Origin of the sequence: Spirosoma luteum DSM 19990 (genome assembly GCF_000374065.1) — a bacterium.
GTDB classification, from domain to species: domain Bacteria; phylum Bacteroidota; class Bacteroidia; order Cytophagales; family Spirosomataceae; genus Spirosoma; species Spirosoma luteum.
Window position 1 is genome coordinate 964,640 of the sequence record NZ_KB893245.1, and the last position, 20,712, is coordinate 985,351.

The 20,712-nt window shown below is 52.0% G+C and carries 15 protein-coding genes; 7 read left to right on the top strand and 8 right to left on the bottom strand.

All coding sequences use genetic code 11. The features are described 5' to 3' along the window. Positions 1 to 125 precede the first annotated feature (125 nt). From B156_RS0104110 to B156_RS0104120, 3 genes are all read right to left on the bottom strand, one after another. A complete protein-coding gene (locus tag B156_RS0104110) occupies positions 126 to 1,172 on the bottom strand; it encodes a hypothetical protein (RefSeq protein ID WP_018618371.1) in 1,047 nt (348 codons plus the stop codon). 86 nt (positions 1,173 to 1,258) lie between these two features. Further along, a complete protein-coding gene (locus B156_RS0104115) occupies positions 1,259 to 4,246 on the bottom strand; it encodes an FAD-binding and (Fe-S)-binding domain-containing protein (RefSeq protein WP_018618372.1) in 2,988 nt (995 codons plus the stop codon). 223 nt (positions 4,247 to 4,469) lie between these two features. Continuing rightward, complete coding sequence (locus B156_RS0104120; RefSeq protein ID WP_018618373.1) at positions 4,470 to 5,849, bottom strand: M28 family metallopeptidase; 1,380 nt, start codon at positions 5,847 to 5,849, stop codon at positions 4,470 to 4,472. Between the two features lie 282 nt (positions 5,850 to 6,131). On the opposite strand from B156_RS0104120, the gene B156_RS0104125 reads away from it, so the two are divergent. Together B156_RS0104125 and B156_RS0104130 are read left to right on the top strand one after the other, a co-directional pair. Beyond that, complete coding sequence (locus tag B156_RS0104125) at positions 6,132 to 6,686, top strand: hypothetical protein (protein ID WP_026260581.1); 555 nt, start codon at positions 6,132 to 6,134, stop codon at positions 6,684 to 6,686. An 85-nt stretch (positions 6,687 to 6,771) separates the two neighbouring features. After that, a complete protein-coding gene (locus B156_RS0104130) occupies positions 6,772 to 7,695 on the top strand; it encodes a TIGR01777 family oxidoreductase (protein WP_018618375.1) in 924 nt (307 codons plus the stop codon). An 82-nt stretch (positions 7,696 to 7,777) separates the two neighbouring features. Here the strand turns inward: B156_RS0104130 and B156_RS0104135 are convergent, their stop codons facing one another. Then, positions 7,778 to 9,220, bottom strand: a complete 1,443-nt coding sequence (locus tag B156_RS0104135; RefSeq protein ID WP_018618376.1) for a mandelate racemase/muconate lactonizing enzyme family protein — start codon at positions 9,218 to 9,220, stop codon at positions 7,778 to 7,780. Positions 9,221 to 9,449: 229 nt separating this feature from the next. Between B156_RS0104135 and B156_RS0104140 the strand changes: the two genes are divergently transcribed. Further along, complete coding sequence (locus B156_RS0104140; protein WP_018618377.1) at positions 9,450 to 10,388, top strand: RraA family protein; 939 nt, start codon at positions 9,450 to 9,452, stop codon at positions 10,386 to 10,388. 12 nt (positions 10,389 to 10,400) lie between these two features. Further along, positions 10,401 to 11,333, top strand: coding sequence for an RraA family protein (locus B156_RS0104145; protein WP_018618378.1), 933 nt, complete (start codon positions 10,401 to 10,403; stop codon positions 11,331 to 11,333). Positions 11,334 to 11,411: 78 nt separating this feature from the next. Here the strand turns inward: B156_RS0104145 and B156_RS0104150 are convergent, their stop codons facing one another. Next, complete coding sequence (locus B156_RS0104150) at positions 11,412 to 13,532, bottom strand: peptidylprolyl isomerase (protein WP_026260582.1); 2,121 nt, start codon at positions 13,530 to 13,532, stop codon at positions 11,412 to 11,414. Positions 13,533 to 13,721: 189 nt separating this feature from the next. Then, complete coding sequence (locus B156_RS0104155; protein ID WP_018618380.1) at positions 13,722 to 15,110, bottom strand: TolC family protein; 1,389 nt, start codon at positions 15,108 to 15,110, stop codon at positions 13,722 to 13,724. Positions 15,111 to 15,216: 106 nt separating this feature from the next. On the opposite strand from B156_RS0104155, the gene B156_RS0104160 reads away from it, so the two are divergent. Continuing rightward, complete coding sequence (locus B156_RS0104160) at positions 15,217 to 16,848, top strand: amidohydrolase (protein WP_026260583.1); 1,632 nt, start codon at positions 15,217 to 15,219, stop codon at positions 16,846 to 16,848. Positions 16,849 to 16,939: 91 nt separating this feature from the next. Here B156_RS0104160 and B156_RS0104165 read toward each other — a convergent pair whose 3' ends face one another. Both B156_RS0104165 and B156_RS0104170 read right to left on the bottom strand, forming a co-directional pair. Next, positions 16,940 to 17,194, bottom strand: a complete 255-nt coding sequence (locus tag B156_RS0104165) for a DUF3820 family protein (RefSeq protein ID WP_018618382.1) — start codon at positions 17,192 to 17,194, stop codon at positions 16,940 to 16,942. Between the two features lie 18 nt (positions 17,195 to 17,212). Then, positions 17,213 to 18,244 carry a S66 peptidase family protein gene (locus B156_RS0104170; protein ID WP_026260584.1) on the bottom strand — a complete coding sequence of 344 codons (1,032 nt, stop codon included), beginning with the start codon at positions 18,242 to 18,244 and terminating at the stop codon, positions 17,213 to 17,215. Positions 18,245 to 18,430: 186 nt separating this feature from the next. Here B156_RS0104170 and B156_RS0104175 point away from each other — a divergent pair, with 186 nt between their 5' ends. Further along, complete coding sequence (locus tag B156_RS0104175) at positions 18,431 to 18,979, top strand: DinB family protein (protein ID WP_026260585.1); 549 nt, start codon at positions 18,431 to 18,433, stop codon at positions 18,977 to 18,979. A gap of 332 nt (positions 18,980 to 19,311) precedes the next feature. After that, a complete protein-coding gene (locus B156_RS0104180; protein ID WP_018618385.1) occupies positions 19,312 to 20,679 on the top strand; it encodes a DUF4403 family protein in 1,368 nt (455 codons plus the stop codon). Positions 20,680 to 20,712: the final 33 nt, after the last annotated feature.

Here is a 20,712-nt window from a genome sequence, read left to right on the forward strand (position 1 = left end):
AAAATAAGGATAAAACGAGGAGGGACGGGCCATGTTGGTTGTCGTGTGCTATAGCGAAAAAAATGGGGGCTAACACAGCGTTCCCGCGCTGAATCAGTCCCCATTCATTCTTTATCCAGACCTGTCTAGGTAGCCATATCGCGGGTCGCGTCGGGGTCATTGTATTTTCGGTCCAGACCTTCAGTCGATTTCTGGTCGGAGCGGTCCGGGCCAGATACCATATCCTGCGCCTTTACGCTACTCTCGTCAGTCATTTCGCGGGGCATGTTCCGGGCTTCCTTTGCTTCTTCGGGCCGCTCACCTGGTTTGTGTTCAGCGTTGTCTTTCGCATTTACATCGTACGGCCGGGCGGAGTCCCCGGTGTTTGGTTTCACTTGCATTCCTTCTTCCGAACCCGGTTCAGCAGTGGCTCCTTCGTCCAGCCCTTCGTACTTTGTTTCGGGTATAGCTCCATCCGGTTTTGGGCCGTTGGTTGGCACCACTCCGGGGGCAGTCGAGGTAAACGTTTGCGCGTTAATCTCGTGTGAGCGGTCGGGTTGGTCGGGCTCCTGAATTTCGGGCGTTACCGGATTGGGTGAACCCGGCAGGTCAGGTATTTCCGGACCCGGTACGGGGGGAGCCGGGGGCGTTTCGGGAATACCCGGAACGGGTTGCATCGGATCAGGGCTACCCGGCGTGGCCGGTATCATGTCGCCCGTTGGCTGACCAGTGCCTATCACGTTCCAGCCACCAAATGAGTTGGTTGGCGTCGTGTTATCGTTTTTTTTTGTCGATTCTGCCGACTCCTGTTCGGAGGGGAGACCGGTATTGACCGTAGCGCCGGCATCCGGATTACCCGTAATCTCAGCTACGGCAATGGCTGGTTCGGCATTTGTCTCGTCCAGTGTCTCGTTACCAAGACCTTCGCCAGCCTGGAGGGCCGCTTCGGAGTTTTCATACGTTTTGCCACGCAGTTCGTCGCCCTGAAGGCTACGTTCTTCGTCAGAACTGTATCGATTTCTGAGCTGTCCGTCTACAACATCGTCTTCCGTGTCGCCAATGGGGGTTAATTTACCATCAACGAGTTTAACCATATTTGTTTCGGCCTGGTCGGCTCCGAACTTAGTATCTGCATTTTCGTTCGAAACCAGGTTAGCCTGTTGAGCGCCATCGCTAAGGGTTGAATCTTCCATAATTAGTAGTGTCTGTTCTTTTGGTATAGGGAAAACAACCGGGAACCGAAAAGGTTTTTGGTGGCTAACACGGACAGAAATTCGCGTTACTTCAGAGCATTGAAAAGGATTTCGGCGGGGTGCAATGCCTTACGGCCCGTTCCATCTTTTATCTGGTGGCGGCAACTGGTACCAGCGGCTGAGATAATGGCACCTTCGGCCTGACGAACCGCGGGAAACAACACCAGTTCGCCAATTTGCATCGACAGGTCATAATGTTCTGCTTCGTAGCCAAACGAGCCAGCCATGCCACAACAGCCCGATGGTATCAACTGTACGGTGTAATTCGGGGGTAATAACAGGACTTTTTTGACCGGAATCATACTGGACAGGGCTTTCTGGTGGCAGTGGCCGTGTACTTTCACGACCTGGGTATCGGTGGTGAATAACGTACGGTCGATTCGTCCGGCATCGGCTTCGCGGGCCAGCCATTCTTCAAACAGAAAAACGTTTTTGGCCAGCCGAAGCGCATCCTCTTTCAATTCTGCCGGAACCAGGTCGGGATATTCGTCGCGGAAGGTCAGGATGGCCGATGGTTCCAGCCCAATCAGGGGAGCATCCTCCGATACAATGTCCTTAAGCAGAGCCACATTCCTGATGGCGAGTTGCTGAGCCTCTTTCACCAGCCCTTTCGATAAATACGTCCGGCCACTTTCAACGTGCCGGGGAATGCCAACGGTGTATCCCAAACGCTCCAGGAGCTGCGTAGCTTTCTGGCCTACTTCCACATCGTTGTAATTGGTAAATTCATCGCAGAAGAGAAGGATTGACCGACCCGCCGGGCGGGTGCCATTCGGTTCACTTCTCAACGAAAACCACTTCTTTAACGTTGTCTTCCCCAGTTCCGGCATGGAGCGGTTAGGGTGGAAACCAACGGCCCGGTTGGCCATTCTGCTCAGTGCGGAGGAGCCGTAAATACCGTTGTAAGCCCAGGGGGCCAAACTGGCCAGTGACATCAATTTAGTGAAGTTCCCTACCAGCCGTGCCCGGAGCGGAATGCCTTTTCGTTCATACTGCTGCTGCAAAAATTCGGCCTTCATTTTAGCCATGTCGACGCCCGACGGGCATTCGGCTTTGCAGGCTTTACAGGATAAGCATAGGTCCAGCACGTTTTTTACGGCTTCATAGTCGTGGTCGGTGGGGGTGTCCTGATTGCTGTAAAAATGCCGTAGCATATTAGCTCTGCCGCGGGTGGTATCACTTTCCCGACGGGTAGCCATGTAACTGGGGCACATTGTCCCGCCCGAAATTTCGGTTTTGCGGCAATCGCCGGAGCCGGAGCATTTTTCGGCCAGTTCCAGTAATCCGCCTTCGTTCGAAAAGTCGAACACCGTTTTTGGCTGGGGAAGAACTATATCCGCCACGTAGCGCAGGGATTCGTTCATAGGCGGGGTATCCACTACCTTACCCGGATTGAATACATTATGCGGGTCCCAGAGGGCTTTTACGTCCTTACATAACTGGTAATTCTCGGGTCCGAGCATGAACGCGATGCACTCACCCCGTAGCCGGCCATCGCCGTGTTCGCCGGACAGAGAGCCACCGTATCGTTTGACCAACTGCGCCGTATCCATCAGCAAGGCCCTGAAATCGGTGCGCCCCGCCGATGTTTTTAGATTCATCAATGGCAGAGCATGAATTTCGCCCGCTCCCGCATGAGCCGAGAACTGGAGCCGAAGGCCATACTGTTCCCACGCCAGCCGGCCGAGGTCATCAATAAAATCCGGCAGGTCGAGCACATCCACCGCCGTGTCTTCAATAACGTTCACCGGTTTAGCGTCGCCGGCAACGTTGTACATCACGCCCAGTCCGGCCTTGCGCAGTGCCCAGGGTTTCTTGGTTTCCTCATCAAACAGAATAGGGTAGGTATAGCCCAGCCCTTTTTCGGTCAGTTCCCACACGAAGGCTTCGGCCCGCCGGGTGACGGCCTCCAGCGTGTCGTCAAAAAACTCGACCATCAGAATCGCCGTGGGGTCGCCCTCTACAAAGGTGCGGTTCTTGCTTTGCTCAATGTTGACTTTGGTCAGTTGCAGAATGTGATCGTCCACCAGTTCGGAGGCCGAACAGTTGTGCGCCAGCGCCACCAGATTCGCTTCCAGTGATTGCCGTATGGTGGAAAAATGAGCGCAGACCAGCGCAATTTCTTTAGGAGGTAAGGGCAGCAAATTCAGTTTGGCTTCGGTGATGAAGCAGAGCGTCCCTTCCGAACCGGCAATGAGGGAGGCAAAGTTGAATAGGGGTCCCGTCTGTTGCGATTCCGACGGAACAAAAAACGCTGCCAGTGCATCCAGAGCGTAGCCCGTGTTCCGGCGCGTAACGGTTGGTTTGGGATACCCGTCGTGAATTTGCTGCTGCATGGCCGGTTGCGACAGCCAGTCGCGGAACTGAACGTACAGCCGTTGTTCGAGCGGACTTACTACGTTTTCCCCCCGGCATTTGGCATCGAACTGCTCCTGAGTGAGTGGGCCGAAGGTGACATCGGCTCCGTCGCTCAGGATGGTACGTACCTCCAGCAGATGGTCGCGGGTGGTGCCCCAGATAATGGAGTGCAATCCGCAGGAGTTATTGCCAATCATACCGCCAATCATGGCCCGGCTGGCGGTACTGGTTTCCGGTCCAAACAGCAGTCCGTACGGTTTCAGAAAAGCGTTCAGGTCATCGCGGATAACACCCGGTTGTACGCGTACCCACCGCTCCTGTTCGTTGACTTCCAGAATCTGCCCGAAGTATTTTGAAATATCGACCACGATACCGTTCCCCACTACTTGCCCGGCCAGTGACGTACCGGCAGCGCGCGGAATAAGCCCGACCGGCGTTCCGGCTACTTTATGCTGTTGCGTAAACCGCAGCAGTTTCTTAATGTCGGCTACGGATTTTGGCAGAGCTACCGCGACGGGTATTTCCTGATAGACCGACGCATCCGTTGCGTACAGTACGCGCTGGGCCGTATGCGCTGGGGACTCATCGAAATACAGGTCACCCTCAAAGCTGGGCAACAAGGTAGAAAAAGGCAGTTTTGGCGAAACGAGGAACATAAAATGGTTCTTTATTCAATACATAAAGGTACGAACAAAGCGATTTTACTACGTGTCTCTCCTGGGTTCGAATCCGGCAAAAGAGCATCCCTCAGCGGACGATTTTAATCGTCCGCTGAGGGATGCATTCCGATTACTCGGTATCACTGCCGGGAGGGGCGTAAGCGCAGATTTTTTGTGTAAACAATACCCGAAAAGGTTAACAGGGAAGCGAGTGGCTGCCCTACCGTAAATTGGGTACGGGTAATACTGGTAATCCCTCGTTGCCATCCTCACTCACGGCCTGCACCGCGAAGTAGTAATTGTCTTTGGAGTAGGGGAGGGTCATGCCGAGTTTAGGGGTGAAGAATTTCTTCTGCCAGAAAGGCCAGTACGTTTCGCGCATCAGCACGTAGTAGCCTTTCACTTTACCGGCTTTGGGTGCCTGCCAGTACAACGTAGTTGAGTTGGCCAGGGTCCGAACATCGATGGTTACCTGCTGGGGCATGGGGGGCGATTTGGCCAGGTTCGTCAGTGTGGCGAGGTTGAGGGCGGTATTTTTGCGGAGATAGTCGAAATCCATAAACTTGATCAAGTCACCGTATTCAATACCATCCTGCGTCCGCAAATCCTGGTGCTGGTGTTCGTAGTTCTCATTCATCTCGGTCATCCGAACGGCGGCAAAACCGCGTTGCACGTACGGCGTATGGTCGCCCCCGCGCAGATAGCGGTCATTACGGTACACCATTACAACTTCCAGGTTTTCGACGTAACGTTCGCCCACTTCTTTCAGATACCGGGCCAGGGTGCGGGCTTTTCCGTCATTCTCATTACCAAATCGCTGTATCTGGCCAATACGCCCCGTTGTGTCTTTGAGCAGTACACTTGGTAGTCCTTCGCTGAAAACGCGCAACCGGGTATTATCAATGATGCGGGTGTCGGAACTGTTGTTGCTGCCCATAATGTCGTTGTTTAGGACGGCTTCTAGGTTCCATTTTTCCTTCAGGGCCCGCTCCGCTAGATGCTCGGCGCCCAGTAATCCCTGCTCCTCGCCGGTGAGGGTAACGAAGATAACCGTAGCGGGAAACGACGATTTGCTCATAACCCGGCAGAGTTCGATGACAGCAGCCGTACCGGACCCATCGTCGTTGGCACCCGGTGCGTCGGATTCCCGGTTCATGACGTTGGTTACCCGGCTATCCATATGGCCCTGCACAATAAATATACGGTTGTCGTTGGGGTCAGTGCCTTTGAGGGTGGCCATCACGTTACCCATGTTGGCGGGCTTGTCTACGCGTCGCCCGTCGGGTTGCAGCATCCAGGTATCCAGCATGGCCGTCATGCGCCCGTTCGACTGTTTGGCGTATTGCTGGAACTTGCCCAGAATCCACTGTCGGGCAGCTCCCAGTCCTTTTTTGGCAACGGCAGCATTCGCATCGGCGGGAACACTCAGCGTGTGGCGGGTCCCGAAACTAACCAGCCCCGTTACGTGCGCCCGCAGGCTATCTGCCGATACCTGCGCAACCAGGTCGGCAATTTGCGGGTCACGGTTGATGATGACCGTTTGGGAAAAAGCGGGTAACGTACCCAGTAAAAAGGCAACGGGAAGGAGTTGTACTTTCATGAAGTTGATGATTAGTGGGCGAAGCTACTAAAAAACCGGCAGGGTGCCGCGCGCCGTTATTCACTAATTAGTGGCAGGATGGGCACTAGCGGGCGTTGGAGAAGGGTAGGCGATGAAGCCCATAACGCGCACGCTTTTAAGCCATCACCGAAAAAGTGGTTTTAATGCACGGGACGGATAAAGAATAATCGTAAACTTATGGTCGGATTCTCCGTTCAGGTTAGGGGTAAGACCAGCGGATAACCGTTGATGAATTTGCCCTCGCCTATTAGTTATTACTGTATGCCTGCTATCGAACCCGACCTCAAAAAAGCTATCGTCCGAATGCCGGGCGTGGAAAAAGACAAGCTGCTGCTGCGCCTGGTAGCTAAAGACGCTGTGCTGACCGAAAGGCTCCAGTTCGAGCTGGTCGAAGAAGGCAGGACCATCGACGAACGGCGTAAACTGATTCGGGACTTCATCGACCGAACGGCCCAAATTCATGCCGATACACCCGGCTGGCTGATGATGGATATGCGGACCGTGGCAGGTTACATCACCCGCCACCTGAAAGTAACCAAGGATAAATATGGCGAGGTGGACCTGATGCTGTACACCCTTAACACCTTTTACGACCACAACGCGCATCTATTGCAGAAATATAACTCCCGTTCCGATTCGGCGGCCGAATACATTGCCAAACGGACGGACATGATTCTGAAGAAAGTCGTTAAGCTCGATCCTGATTATTACATTGAATTCGCCGGGGGTATCAATAAACTCCTAGGTTGGATTCATAATACAGCCCCTGCTCACTACGCCCGGCAGCTTGGGTTGCCTGCCGATTGGCAGGTGTGATATTTATAGAATACTGATGGCTTCGTTAATCTGTTTGAGCAATAAATAAACCCTGAGTTATGTTTCTATAAATGTAGTATGCAGTATGAGTACAAATCAAACCGTTTTAATTACCGGGGGCACCGGCGACATTGGTCGTCGGCTGACGCAGTTGCTGCTCCAGCAGGGTTATCAGGTTGCTTACCTGAGCCGAAGTAACAAATCCATTCCTGATGTGACCGTTTATCAGTGGGATATAAAAAAAGGACACCTCGACCCGCAGGCCATTGCTACCGCCGACCATATAATTCATTTGGCGGGGGCTGGCATTGCTGATGAACGCTGGACCGACCAGCGTAAGGAGGAGATTCTCAAAAGCCGTACCCAATCCACAGACCTGTTGACGCAGGCGCTGACCAAAAATAAACACCATGTGAAGTCATTCATTGCTTCCTCGGCCATTGGCTATTACGGGGCCGACACCGGCGACCGGCCCATGACGGAAACCAGCGTTGGCGGTACCGATTTTATGGCGCAGGTTGTGCGGGCCTGGGAACGCTCCGAAGAGCAGGTAGCGGCACTCGGTATCCGAACCGTGAAACTGCGCACGGGCGTAGTGCTGACCATGACGGGCGGAGCGTTGCCTAAACTAGCGCAACCCGTTAAGCTGGGGGCGGGGGCGCCCATTGGGTCCGGGCAGCAGTACATATCCTGGATTCACCTCGATGACCTGTGCCGGATGTACATGCAGGCCTTAACCGATGAATCGTGGCAGGGAGTGTATAACGCCGTAGCGCCCAGCCCGGTCACCAACGAAACCCTGACCCGTGCCATTGCCGATGTACTGCACCGGCCAATGATTCTGCCCAACATTCCCACCTTTGTTATTAAGCTGCTCTACGGCGAAATGGCCATCGTGGTAACGGGCGGTAACTACGTACTAAACAAGCGTATTGCCGAAGAAACCAGTTTCACGTATCAGTTTACCGATGTAGGAACGGCCCTGGAGAATCTACTCTTGAATGGGTGAATACTGGAATGAGTGAATGAATCAACAGTTGGCTTGTGCCTGCGTTATTCATTCACTCATTCCAGTATTCACTCAGTCAACATTAACTCCATTCCCGGTCGGCGGAATCCTTCGTATTCCAGTTCTCGGTGGGGGCAAACCAGGTAGCTCCTTTTTTGAGGAATTTTTTGGCTGCCTCTTCGTTCAGTTCAACGCCGAGACCTGGCCGGTCAGGGACCTTAACGAACCCTTTTTCAACGATGGGTTTGATGCCCGTTACAATGTTCTCCCATCCCTCCACATCGACGCCGTGGTGTTCGAGAGCAACAAAGTTCTCCGTAGCAGCCGCGCAGTGAACATTGGCCATCATGGAAATGGGCGACCCGGCAAAGTGCATCGCCATCGGAATTCCGGCTTCTTCGGCATAGTCGCCAATCTTCTTCGTTTCCAGCAACCCGCCTGATGAGGCCAGATCGGGATGAATCATATCGACAGCTCGCGCGTCGATGAGTTTTTTGAAATTTTCTTTCAGATAGATATCCTCTCCGGTTAGCGTTGGGGTATCTATTGCATCCGAAACCTGTTTCCATTGATCGGTGTAGAACCAGGGGATCAAATCTTCCAGCCAGGCTAGCCGGAAGGGTTCCATTGCCTTTCCAATCTGAATGGCGGTATTGACATCGAAGTGCCCAAAATGGTCAGCAGCCAGTGGGGTGTCGTAGCCAACAATTTCCCGCACCCGCCCTACGTGGTCCACTAATTTATCCAGCCCTTTTTTTGTAACCTGAATGCGGGTGAAAGGGTGTTTTGTGTTGGCATAATTCCCCACCTTTCCCGGTTCTGAATCGCTCCACTGCCGCTTCACGCTCCAGTTACTCCCATTGACCAGTAATCCCGGCTGATCGGCGAGCATACCGATTCCAAAATCCATTTTCAAAAACGTATAGCCCTGATCTTTACGCTTCTTCATATTCTCCGCAAACCCCTCGTAGGTATCGGCTTCCGGTGTATCGGCATAGAGCCGGACAAAATCGCGGTATTTTCCACCCAGCAACTGATAGGCGGGCACGTTGTAGGCTTTTCCGGCCAGATCCCACAGGGCCATCTCTACACCACAAACGCCACCAGCCGCCCGGCTTTGCCCACCAAACTGCTTGATTTGTTTAAATACCTGCTCAACGTTACAGGGGTTCTTGCCCAATAGCCGACTTTTGAGCATCAGGGCGTAGTTGGCACTGGCTCCATCACGCACTTCGCCCCAGCCTACCAGACCCTGATTGGTATCAATCCGGATAATAGGGCTGCTGAAAGGCACCCCGTTCAGAACGGCCACGCGTAAATCGGTAATTTTCAGGTCTGCCGGTTTCGAGTCGCGCGGGACTTTCTGGGTGACAAATTCCAGTTCCTGATCCACCGAATGTGGGCTCGGCTTGTTATCAAACATAAAACCAAGAGACAGCCCACCCAGCCCGGCGTTGCGCAAAAAGTCACGGCGATCAGGGGAGGGAGAGCCGGAAGCGGCTAATCGGGACAACAAGTTTTTCATGGCAAAGGGATTTGAGGTTATGTTTATAGCTACTGGCGTGACTCACTCTTTATTTTGTGCAACGCCATACGGGTATATAAATAAACGAATGGCAGTATTTTACTCATGCTCCGTTCTTTTTGATTCGACGGATAGGGATGTCTGGTAACTGACGGATGAAAAGCTCATAATCAGACCTATATCCTGTTTGTTCACCCTAAACGCATGTATTGACCCCTTAAACTAGACCATGAAAGCACAAACACGATTTTTGTTAACCGTCCTTGCCCTGGCGGGGAGCCTGGCAGCCCACGCCCAGCGGGTAGGGTCAACGCCCGACTACGTCACTACTTTAACCGCCAGCTGGAAAGGAGAACGATTGCCCGATGGCCGCCCGAACGTTTCTGACCTGGTACTGGACCGCCTGCAAAACTGCACACTGGAGCAGATATGGGGCTATCTGAGTAATAAGGGCTACCGAAATCAGGTGGAGAAAAACTGGCTTATTCTTAAGCCCGGCGAAACCATGACGGGGCGGGTGGTAACGGCTCAGTTTATGCCCACCCGCCCCGACCTCGACAGTATGGTGCGGGCAGCGGGCAAAACCGAAGGCCGCTCCCAGAAGGGGGGAATCAATATCTGGCCCATCGACATCCTGAAGAAAGGGGATGTTTACGTGGCCGATGGTTATGGCAAGATTAAGGACGGAACCCTGATTGGGTCAAGCCTGGGGAATGCCATTTACGGCAAAACGGGCAAGGGCGTTATCTTCTACGGTTCAGTTCGGGATATGCAGGAACTGAAAGATACCAAAGGGTTCAATGCCTGGGTGAAAGGACAGGATCCATCGTACATCAAAGACATGACGCCCACTTCCATCAATGCCCCGATTCGGATTGGCGACGTTACCGTGTTGCCCGGCGATGTGGTGTTTGCCAATGAATACGGGGTGGTTTTTATTCCGGCTCACCTGGTAGAAGGCTTGGTATCTGCTTCGGAAATGACGGCCCTGCGCGACGAATTCGAGCGAGTACTGTTGCAGCAGGGAAAATACCCATCCGGCGAAATTCATGGTGATTGGTCCGATAAGATAAAGGGAGAGTTCAGAACGTGGGTGGCCAAATACCCCAAAAAATTAGCCATCACGACTAAAGAAATAGAAACGTACCTGGCAAAAGAAGGCCATTAATTCACTACCCTGATGAGATTCAGTGCTGCTTTTTTGCTTCCTTTTTGGGTTGCACTTTACGTTTATGTTCCCTTATCGGCGCAAACAATTCCGAAAGACGAACTGGTTTTTCTAACGTCCGACTGGAAAGGAGAACGATTCCCGGATGGTCGGCCTAAAATTTCTGATGCCCTAGTAGAACGGGCCAAACACATCGGGATTGATGATGCCTGGACTGTTTTGAAGAATGAAGGCTACACCAATCAGTTTGAAGGGGGTTGGAAATTGATACAGAATGATGTGCCGGTAACCGGGCGGGCCGTAACGGCGATGTTCATGCCCAGCCGACCCGATGTGGAGAAAAACATTAAAGAGCGGGGAATTACCAAACAGGGACGAAAAGGGAACACCAACACCTGGCCCATTGAAACGTTAACGAAAGGGGATGTGTATGTAGCCGATGCGTTTGGCAAAATTGGCGGGGGCACCCTGATGGGGGCTACCCTAGGGAATGCCATCTTTAGTAAAACGGGAAACGGCGTTGTTTTCGACGGGGCCGCCCGCGATTTGCAGGAGCTGCAGAACATCAAAGGATTCAACGCATTCGTCCGCGATTTTCACCCTTCTTTTCTGGAAGAAATGGTATTGATGGGCCTCAACTCTCCCATTCGCATTGGGCGCGTTATGGTGCTGCCGGGCGATTTGGTTATTGCCCAGCGGGAAGGTGTTCTTTTTGTGCCAGCCCACCTGGCCGAGCAGGTTGTCAGTACTGCTGAGTTCGTTACCCGCAAGGACCTGTTTGGCTTCGAGATGGTCAAATCTGGGCGCTACACAACCGGCCAGATCGACAGCCAGTGGACGGAGGAAATCAAAACAGCGTTTCTTACCTGGTTAGGTAAGCACCCCGAAGCGGGAACCATGACTAAAACTGAGTTAGACAAAGTAATGAGTAAACGAACCTGGTAAGGAGTGGTTTTAATCACAAAAAAGCCTTCCCCCGTTCAGGGTAAGGCTTTTTTGTGTGATGCCAGAGACAACGAACTGCTAATAAAACTTAGCCCGTTTGTCTTCTACTTTAGCCGCATCTTTGATAGCTTCGTTGATATACAGGCTAATCCGGGACGTGTTGTTCTGCTGAATCTGCGTTTTATACATCGTATAGTCTGCCACGGCCGGGGCTGGCGTTATGGATGTTGTTTCCATCATCAAAACACCGCCTTCACCAATAAATGGTTTTGAGCGTTTACCCGGCTTGAGACCAAAAGTTTTACCCAGCGCAATCGGATCTACACCGGCACTACGCAGGAACCCCGTTGCCAGATTAACGTCTTCGGCTGTTTCTACCAGTGCACCGGAACCATACTTCTGAGCAATACTTTCCAGTGTGCCAGTAGCATTTCCCAGTTTGCTGATAATCTGTTCCCCCTTCAGTTCGTTACGAACTTTGGCGGTGAGCTCATTACGGTAGTCATTCAGTGTCACCTTGTCCTTATCTGTCTTGTTGGTGAGTACGGCAATAACGTATTGATCACCCACTTCAAACGGTTCAGATACATCGCCCACATCAGTTTTATCATTAAAAGCCCAGCGCACAATCTGCCGTACTTCGGTACCCGCCAAGGCGTTGATTTGAGCGGCTCCTTCCGGAATACGCTCGGCGGTAGCCATAACCAGCGACTTGTCTTCTTTCACTTTGGTATCAAATGCTTCCCTGGTATGCACATCCGAAGCAAACTGATCCGCTTTCCGCAGGGCTTCATCCCGCGTAATCTGACTGGGAGAAATCGTTTTGCCGATGGCAGCAATACGGTACAATACATTTGTTTTGGGCTCCGTCACTTTGATGATGTGGTAGCCAAATTCGGTTTCGACCAGACGGGGAATCAACCCTTCTGACGAAGCGCCAAACACTGCCGACTCAAACGGTTTCACCATTTGGCCATTGTTCTTAAAATACCCAAGGTCGCCACCAGCGGACCGGGAACCATCATCGCTGTTTGTTTGCGCCAGTGCCTCAAAGCTGGCACCACCCTGAATCTGTTTCAGGATACCCTCGGCCCGCCGACGGGCATCTGCTTTGGCAGAATCGGCCAGCCCTTTGGTCTGGATCAAAATATGGCTGGCACGGGCGGTGAAATTGGTATCCCTCTTGGTACCGCCGTACTTATAGATGAAATAGGTGTTGCCTTCGCGGAAGGGACCGTAAATGCCCCCCTGTGTAAAGCTTGGAATAGCATCCTGAAGTTGCTGGGGCATTTCTCCGGCGGTCAGGTAAAGAGGAACCCGAACATCACTATTTTGCTGAGCAAAAACGGAGTCGTTTTGGGCCGCTCCCAATCCACGAGCCAGCGATTTGATTTCGGTGTACAGCGTCGCACTATCTTCTTTGGATGGAGCCACCGAAAAAGTTACGTACTGGATAGACCGGCTATCGGTGCCGGGATACTCATCCTTGTGCTTGTCAAGATAACTCTGCAACTGTGAGTCCGTCACCTTTACGGTCGTGTCGTTGATCGCGTAAAAGGGAACGAACAAAAACTTCACGTTAGCCTTGGCATTCTGCGCCTGATATTCTTTTTGAGCTTCAGCCGTAGTAGCAAACACCGACATCGTCATCAACCCTTCGTACTTTTCGCGCAGACGGTTTGATTTCAGATTATCTTCGAAGCTGGCCCAGGCTGCCTGCTGCTGAACCGGCAGATTTTTCAGCCCTTTGAGGTAACTGATGATAGAGCTCTTATCGAAAACGCCCGTTTGAGGATTGGTAAACGCCTGCCGCACAGTAGGACTTATGTTGTTCCCCTGTACCATGTCGACCAGCTCTTCGGGCGATACTTTCAGGCCCAGTTTGTCGAACTGTTTTTGGTACGCAATTTCAAACAGCATCTGATTCCAGGCTTGCTCCCGAATCTGACCCATTTCCTGCTCGGCTGGAGCACGGCCAGTTTGCTGCTCATATTGCGCCCGAATTTCATCCACTTTCGCATTGAAATCCTGATAGTCAATAGATTGGCCGTCAATAACACCAACTTCCTGCTGGTTTCCACCAAACAGCTGACTACGGCCACCGAGCAAATCACCCCCTACAATGAACAGTAGTAAACTGACAGCAATGACGCCGACAGCCAACCCTGAACGTTCTCTAATCTTATTAATGACAGACATTTCGCTTTTAACAGTCAATTTAGCCCGCAAAATAACAATTTTCCTTCGTGCAATACAAGGAAAAATCGTTTCGTAACGGGTGTTCGTGGGTGTATCGGCTTACGAAGTGCGTCCGGGTCAGGTAGTTTTTGTACAACTACACTGGCTCATCCCATAAAAGAAGCGTATGGGCAGGTCATAGCCCGGTGCTTACTGGGCAAGTTCCTGGGTTATTGTGCTGCTCAAGCGCAGGAGTTCGATTTCGGCCGCCTTCGCATTATACTCGGCCTCAATCAGGCGGGTTTGGGCATCGATGGCGTTACGCTGCACGTTACGAAACTCAACAAAGGTTGAGTTACCAATGCGGTATCGGTCATACGCAATGTCAACGTTCTGGTTAGCCAGCAGGTTATTCTGAACCTCTAAATTAAGCAGTTTTAAACTGTTCTGGTAAAGCTGATACGTTTGTGCCATGGCCGATTGGAGCTGTAATCGCTGGTCATTTTCCTGGCTCTGGGCGATAATTGTGTTGACACGGGCATTCTGCACCTGACGTTTGAGGTTGTAGCCGTTGAAAATTGGAATGGTAGCCTGAATTAGGTAAGTAGGGCCACTTGCCCGACCCGTTTTTATACCGAAGCCCCCCTGGTTGTCAATAAACTGGTAGTTGTACCCCGTTTGAGCCGTAACAAGCGGCAGAAGCTGCGCATTGGCCAGTTCTGTATTCAGGTTGGCAACGGTACGGTTCAGTACAGCCGCAGCCAGTTGCGGGTTATTTGAATTCAGCGATTGCTGAAGCGGCTCCAGCTGTAGATCTGGCTGAGCAATGATAGTATCGCGAACAGAAAACTCCGTTTGAGGCTCCCGAACCAGTAACCTGTTCAGAATTATTTTAGCATTGCGCAATGCCTGCTCCTGCGAAAGTAAAGCAGCGCTATCCGTGTTATAATCGACCTGGGCACTCAGGAAATCTACTTTCGAGCGTGTCCCCACTTCGTAATTGGCCCGCGCCAGTTCAAGCCGCTCCCGCGAAATATCGAGTGCCTGGCTAAAGGCAATGAACCGCTGCACCTGCCGAACAACATCGTAGTAGCTGGTAGCCACCTGCGCCATCGTAGACTCTACATTGGCACGGGTATTCACCGTACTTATCTGAAGAAATTGCTGCAGCTGCGTATAAAGCGACCGGCGGGCGTATCCATTGAAAACGGTGTATGTTACATTAACGCCCACGTTACTGGTACGGTTAAATGCCCCATTCACCTGCAACGGAGGTCGGTTTGCATCCAGATACGTTTGCCGCAGACTTTGCAGACTACCATTTGAATTCAGGTTGCCGGTTATCGTGGGCAGATAGCCCGCGTTCCCTTTTGAGTAATTATTCCGGGCAATATCCTCCTGCGAGCGATTGATCTGAACCTGATAGTTTTTCTCGACCGACTGACTAACAGCCTGCTGTAAGGTTAGCAACTCTCCGGTCTGAGGCAGGGTGGCTACCGTATACGTTCGCTGCTGAGCACGTTGAATAGCATTAGGAAGTTGTTGAGATAAAGCGGGGAGTGATAAAAAGACAAGGAGAACCCAACGGTTGTGTTTCATTGAATTGAGATTAACAAGGACAATTAGCACAAAAATACGAGAAACTGTCATTCGCTGGTGTCTAATCAACTTTCACTTATCTTGCATGCTTTCTCTGTCAATCGGTATGAAATGTCTTTCCCTGTTGCTTTTTACTCTGTCAATGCTCCTGGCGGGCTGTTCTTTTAAGGAAAAAGCAGATTTGCTGGTTACCAACACGCGGGTGTATACCGCCGATTCAAGCTTCTCTACGGCCACGGCTTTCGTCATTAAAGAGGGAAAATTTCTGGCTGTAGGCCAGGCCAGTGCGCTGGCTGAGAAATACGACCCTGTGAGCACGGTGGATCTGGCCGGGAAACCGGTTTACCCCGGCTTTTACGATCCACATTCTCACTTCCTGGGGCTGGGCCAGGTGCTTGACCAGGCCGACCTGGTAGGAGCTGCCTCCTACGATGAGGTAATCGAGCGACTCAAAACATTCCACAACGCTCACCCCGATGTGATGTGGCTTACGGGGCGGGGCTGGGACCAGAACGACTGGCCCGAACAGGTATTCCCGACAAAAGAGAAACTAGATGCGGCTTTTCCAACTGTTCCCGTCGCCCTCATGCGCGTAGATGGCCATGCCCTGCTGGTCAATTCAAAGGCATTACGCCTGGCGCAGGTAACGGCGGGGTCGAAGCTGGCGGGTGGTGAGGTGATGCTCGCCAATAACCAGCCAACGGGCGTACTGGTCGACAATGCCATGCAACTTATCAAGCGGGTAATTCCTCAGCCCACCGTGGCGGACAAAGCCCGGATGCTGCTGAATGCGCAAAAGGCCTGCGTGGCACTGGGGTTGACAACGGTTTCTGACGCGGGAATAAGTCCGGATGAGATCAAACTCATTGACAGCCTGCACAAGGCGCGTAAACTCAAAATTCGCGATTACGCCATGATTAGTCTGGGCGAACCCAATATGGACTATTTCCTGAAGCGGGGTCCGTTCCAAACTGAACGACTAACCGTCCGTTCGTTTAAACTGTACGCCGATGGGGCCCTCGGCTCGCGGGGTGCCTGCCTGCGTAAGCCCTATAGCGACCGGCCCGAAACAACCGGCTTTTTACTCCTCAGCCCGGCCGAACTGGAACGCGTAACGAAGCTCCTGTATGCCTCAAACTTCCAGGCCAATACGCACTGCATCGGCGATTCGGCGAACCACCTGATGTTAGACTTATACGGTAAACTGCTAAAAGGGAAAAATGACCGGCGGTGGCGGATTGAACACGCGCAAGTCGTGTCGCCGGAGGATGTCTGGTTATTTGGGCGATACTCGATTATTCCGTCCGTACAACCTACTCATGCTACATCGGATATGTACTGGGCTACCGACCGGTTGGGGCCGATTCGGGTAAAGGGTGCGTACGCATTCAAGGACTTAATGAATCAGAACGCAATGATTGCGTTTGGCAGCGACTTCCCGGTGGAGGCTGTTAATCCCCTGTTTGGATTTCACGCGGCTGTAGCCCGTCAGGACGCTAAAAACTTCCCGCCGGGCGGGTTCCAGATGGAAAATGCCGTCGACCGGAAATCGGCGCTGCTGGCCATGACGCGCTGGGCTGCCTATGCCTGTTTTGAGGATCAGTTGCGCGGCAGCATCGCCCCCGGAAAACAAGCGGACTTTGTGATTCTTGACCGCGATATTATGTTTGCACCAGCCAATCAGCTTCGCCAAACCAAGGTGCTACAAACCTGGATTGGTGGCGAGCGGGTGTATTGAGTGTATTTTTCAGTTGGCAGATAAAAGAGATTATTTTTCGTATGGATGGAAAGAGACCCGCTGATTAAGGGTACGGAAAGTGGTATTCGGTTTAGCGGGGTCGTTGGCCGCGCTGAATTCGGGTTAGTTCATCCAGCAGATAATCCAGTCCATTCAGTCTGATTTCATACATGGTTTGCAACAGCATCCCCAGCTTACCCGCCGGAAAGCCCTTCTGCACGAACCACTCCAGGTACGAAATGGGTAATGTCCGGATAAGTTTGTCCTTGTATTTGCCGAAAGGCATTTTGTAGGTTAGCAATTCAGTCAATAGTTCGGGGTTGCCGAAGGCTGGTTCTCCTGTCATATCGTTTCTTTTTACTAGTTACACCACTGCCGGTTCGAGCAGTCGGATAGTGCCTGCTGTGGCATCAATTTCCGCGTCGATACCCAATGGTACGGTAAATTTATCCTTAATGTGGCCAATCATGGCACCGGTAAAGGCGGGTTTGTTTAAGGGAATGATGTGCTCGGTCAGTATATCGCCCAGGGTCAACGAGCCGTAGCTACCGCCCTTCGGTTCGCAATCGGTGCACTTGCCGAAAACAAAACCCGCCAGCTGATTCAGGATACCCGCCAGTTTGAGCTGGGTCAGCATCCGGTCTACGCGGTACGGTTCCTCATGCGTATCTTCAATGAACAGGATGGTATTCTGCCAGTCGGGGAGGTAGGGCGAACCAACCAGGTGACTCAGTACGGTAAGGTTGCCGCCCACCAGCCTGCCCCGCGCCAGACCCGGTTTAATGGTGGTTATTCGGTCCTGTACCTGGGTGAGGTTATCGCCTTTCTCGGTGGGGTTACGCATGGTTACGGCTTCGCCTTCGATAAGGACCCGCCGGAGCCAATCCACCGTATAGGCATTGAAGGTAGCCGAGCCTACCAGGCCATGCATCGTTACTAAACCAGTTTTTGCGTATATGGCCAATAGTAAAGCCGTAATGTCGCTGTAGCCAATCAGAATTTTTGGATTGCGTCGAATCAGGTCATAATCAATCAGAGGCAATAGTCGGGCGGAGCCCCAGCCGCCGTGAATCGCCATGATGGCTTTCACGTTTTTATCGTCGAACAAGGCGTGCAGGTCGGCAACCCGGTCGGCATCGCGCCCGGCCAGGTAGCCGTAGCGGTCGTACACGTGCGGTCCTATTTTCGTTTTAAATCCCAGTGCCAGCAGCGATTCCTGCGCGATGGCCACCGTTTGCGGGTCGTAAGCCGGAGCAGCCGGGCAGAATAACCCGATAGTGTCGCCGGGTTGTAATCGTTCTGGTTTTACGATGGCAACGGGTGGTTGCTGAAAGGGAGTCAGCGGGAGAAGCGGGACGACGCTGGCAGCCTGTAAAAATGAACGACGGGATGGCATTGGTAAAAGTGATATCAGTGGCAGAAAGATACTGGAAAGCAACTTATCGGCCAAGCCATTGAGCGACTTCGCCTGACCCTCCTTTTATTTTGATGAAGAAAGGGTTACTTTCGGGACAACGGTCCCGGTGCTCCGTTCAGAAATCGGCTTATAAACCGTGCGTCACAACCCAACCAATTTATCAGTATGCTAATCAAATCACGTTTACAATTCATGGTTGCCCTCGCAGGCTTGTTCTGGGTATTTTCGGCTGCAGAAGCCGCTGCCCCATTCACGACAATTACCCAGATGACGACCGACTGGCAACGGGCCAAAGAATACACGAAAGAGTACCTGGATACGATGCCCGAAGACGGTGTTAACTTCAAACCAACCCCCGAAATTCGCTCGTTTGCCGAACAGATGCTACACCTGGCTTCAGCCAACTATGGCTTTGGGGCAACTGCCAGTGGTAAAGCCAACCCCATGCAGGGAAAGAAAATGGAAGAAATGGCTGACCTCAAAACCAAAGAGGCACTAACGAAAGCTGTTATGGACAGCTACGATTTTATGCTGGACGCGGTGAAAGGTATGACCGATACTCAACTGGCCGAATCCGTAAAAATGGGGCCGCGCGAAATGACGCGGGAGGTCGTGCTGGCGAAAGCCTTCGAGCACCAGACTCACCACCGGGGGCAATGTACCATCTATATTCGGATGAAAGGGGTTAAGCCACCCAATGAAAAATTGTTTTAACGGACAAAAAGGCTTGCCGGTGGCAGGCCTTTTTTTGTAGTAAGAAACGCTCTCGAGCAGGGTGTATTAATCCTGCTCCGTGGCAGCCGGTAAAACTGAAGGCTGCAATTGCCTCACCAGAGAGGACGTGAAGTTAGTTTCAGCGAACAAAACGTACCCGATGCCGCCAACAATGACCGATTGATGGATAGAGTCGAATTGCCTGGTGCCGGGCAGTATTAGCCGGTTGATGCGTCAGAGCAGCACACGTAAACATTCCGTTCACGAAATATGTTGGTAGGGTAACGCAATAATTTGCGCTATTCCCAACCTACCACTACAGTTTACTGACGATGATTCGATTTTTAACGGGACTGGCAACAGTGCTATTGATGGCGCAGTGCCAGCAGTCAAAACCAGAGGCACCCAAAGCGGAGGGGTTTGACCCGCCTATTCCATCAACGCTCTCCTATGTTGCCGGGCCAATTACGTTTCCATTACAGGTATTAAGGGATAAAATCAATCAGGCACTCGACCCCGTGCTGATTGGTAAGGAAACACCGGATGGTAAAGTGAAAGGCATCGTTTCATTTCGGGTCAAACGCATGGGGTCGGTTCGGGTTGAGTACGTCGATCAGCAAGTGGTCCTGTCGGCACCCCTGCAAATGTGGCTCACCAAACCGTTTAGTAAAGACACGACCCCGCCCGATAAGCCATTTTGCGCGATGGAGGTCAACTTCAAGACGCCAATCAGCGTAACATCCAACTGGCGGATAGCCAGCCATACCACGTTTTCGGATTATACGTGGCTTCGTAAACCCGAAATGCGTTTGTTAGGGGCCAATATTTCGATGACCAATATGGTCCAGCGGATTCTGGATAAACATAAAACGGATATTGAGCAGGCTATCGACTCCGCTGTTTATGAAAAACTGCGGTTGGACCAGATGATAGAACCCACCTGGCGCGACTTGCAGGAACCCATGCTTATCGATAAAAAATACGGCCTCTGGCTACTACCAAACCCTGTTAGTGTGGCAGCGGGTAAGGTAGAAGGCAATGATAAGCAGCTAACAGTGCCCCTGCGCATTGCTTTTGAGACATCGACAAAGATAAAGCCTGAAACACCGGAATACACCAAAACACCCCTGCCTTCATTACAGAAACGGGAACAGGTACCGCTCGTATCTGACCTGCACCTGATGAGTTATATTCCGTATGCCGACATTAACCGTATGCTGGCCATAACGGTCAATAAACGGGATAAAAAAATGGCAATGGGTAGCCTGACGCTTAAAAGTGCATCGGTATACGGCGGGCAGCGTGCGTTGATTGTGAAGGCCGATGTGGAAGGACTCTTCGACGGTACGGTATACCTGAAAGGCAGGCCCGTATTCGATACGTTGACCAATACATTGAAGGTGGATAGTCTGGACTTTGATGGGGAAAGCGGCAGTATTTTATCGAAAAAAGCGGGTGCCCTGTGGCACGATAGTCTCCGCAAGCTGCTGGAGGAATTGATTACCATTAAACTGGGCGACGATATTGCCAGTCTGCCCAATAAAATAAACGAAGCGTTTGAAAAAGGACCCGGCAAAAAAACGGATATGGGCATCCGTACCTTCCAGTTTGTGCCCCAGAAAATTGCCATCCGGCCTGATGGAATTCAGGCCCTCATCCACGTAAAATCGACCATCGCCCTGCGGGTTGATGCATTATAATGATGAAGCCTGAATAGCTTCGATGCGTAACTA

Bases quoted from the DNA above. Each gene is read 5' to 3' on its own strand.
- B156_RS0104110 (WP_018618371.1), bottom strand. From the start codon at position 1,172: ATGGAAGATTCAACCCTTAGCGATGGCGCTCAACAGGCTAACCTGGTT.
- B156_RS0104115 (WP_018618372.1), bottom strand. From the start codon at position 4,246: ATGTTCCTCGTTTCGCCAAAACTGCCTTTTTCTACCTTGTTGCCCAGC.
- B156_RS0104120 (WP_018618373.1), bottom strand. From the start codon at position 5,849: ATGAAAGTACAACTCCTTCCCGTTGCCTTTTTACTGGGTACGTTACCC.
- B156_RS0104125 (WP_026260581.1), top strand. From the start codon at position 6,132: ATGCCTGCTATCGAACCCGACCTCAAAAAAGCTATCGTCCGAATGCCG.
- B156_RS0104130 (WP_018618375.1), top strand. From the start codon at position 6,772: ATGAGTACAAATCAAACCGTTTTAATTACCGGGGGCACCGGCGACATT.
- B156_RS0104135 (WP_018618376.1), bottom strand. From the start codon at position 9,220: ATGAAAAACTTGTTGTCCCGATTAGCCGCTTCCGGCTCTCCCTCCCCT.
- B156_RS0104140 (WP_018618377.1), top strand. From the start codon at position 9,450: ATGAAAGCACAAACACGATTTTTGTTAACCGTCCTTGCCCTGGCGGGG.
- B156_RS0104145 (WP_018618378.1), top strand. From the start codon at position 10,401: ATGAGATTCAGTGCTGCTTTTTTGCTTCCTTTTTGGGTTGCACTTTAC.
- B156_RS0104150 (WP_026260582.1), bottom strand. From the start codon at position 13,532: ATGTCTGTCATTAATAAGATTAGAGAACGTTCAGGGTTGGCTGTCGGC.
- B156_RS0104155 (WP_018618380.1), bottom strand. From the start codon at position 15,110: ATGAAACACAACCGTTGGGTTCTCCTTGTCTTTTTATCACTCCCCGCT.
- B156_RS0104160 (WP_026260583.1), top strand. From the start codon at position 15,217: ATGAAATGTCTTTCCCTGTTGCTTTTTACTCTGTCAATGCTCCTGGCG.
- B156_RS0104165 (WP_018618382.1), bottom strand. From the start codon at position 17,194: ATGACAGGAGAACCAGCCTTCGGCAACCCCGAACTATTGACTGAATTG.
- B156_RS0104170 (WP_026260584.1), bottom strand. From the start codon at position 18,244: ATGCCATCCCGTCGTTCATTTTTACAGGCTGCCAGCGTCGTCCCGCTT.
- B156_RS0104175 (WP_026260585.1), top strand. From the start codon at position 18,431: ATGCTAATCAAATCACGTTTACAATTCATGGTTGCCCTCGCAGGCTTG.
- B156_RS0104180 (WP_018618385.1), top strand. From the start codon at position 19,312: ATGATTCGATTTTTAACGGGACTGGCAACAGTGCTATTGATGGCGCAG.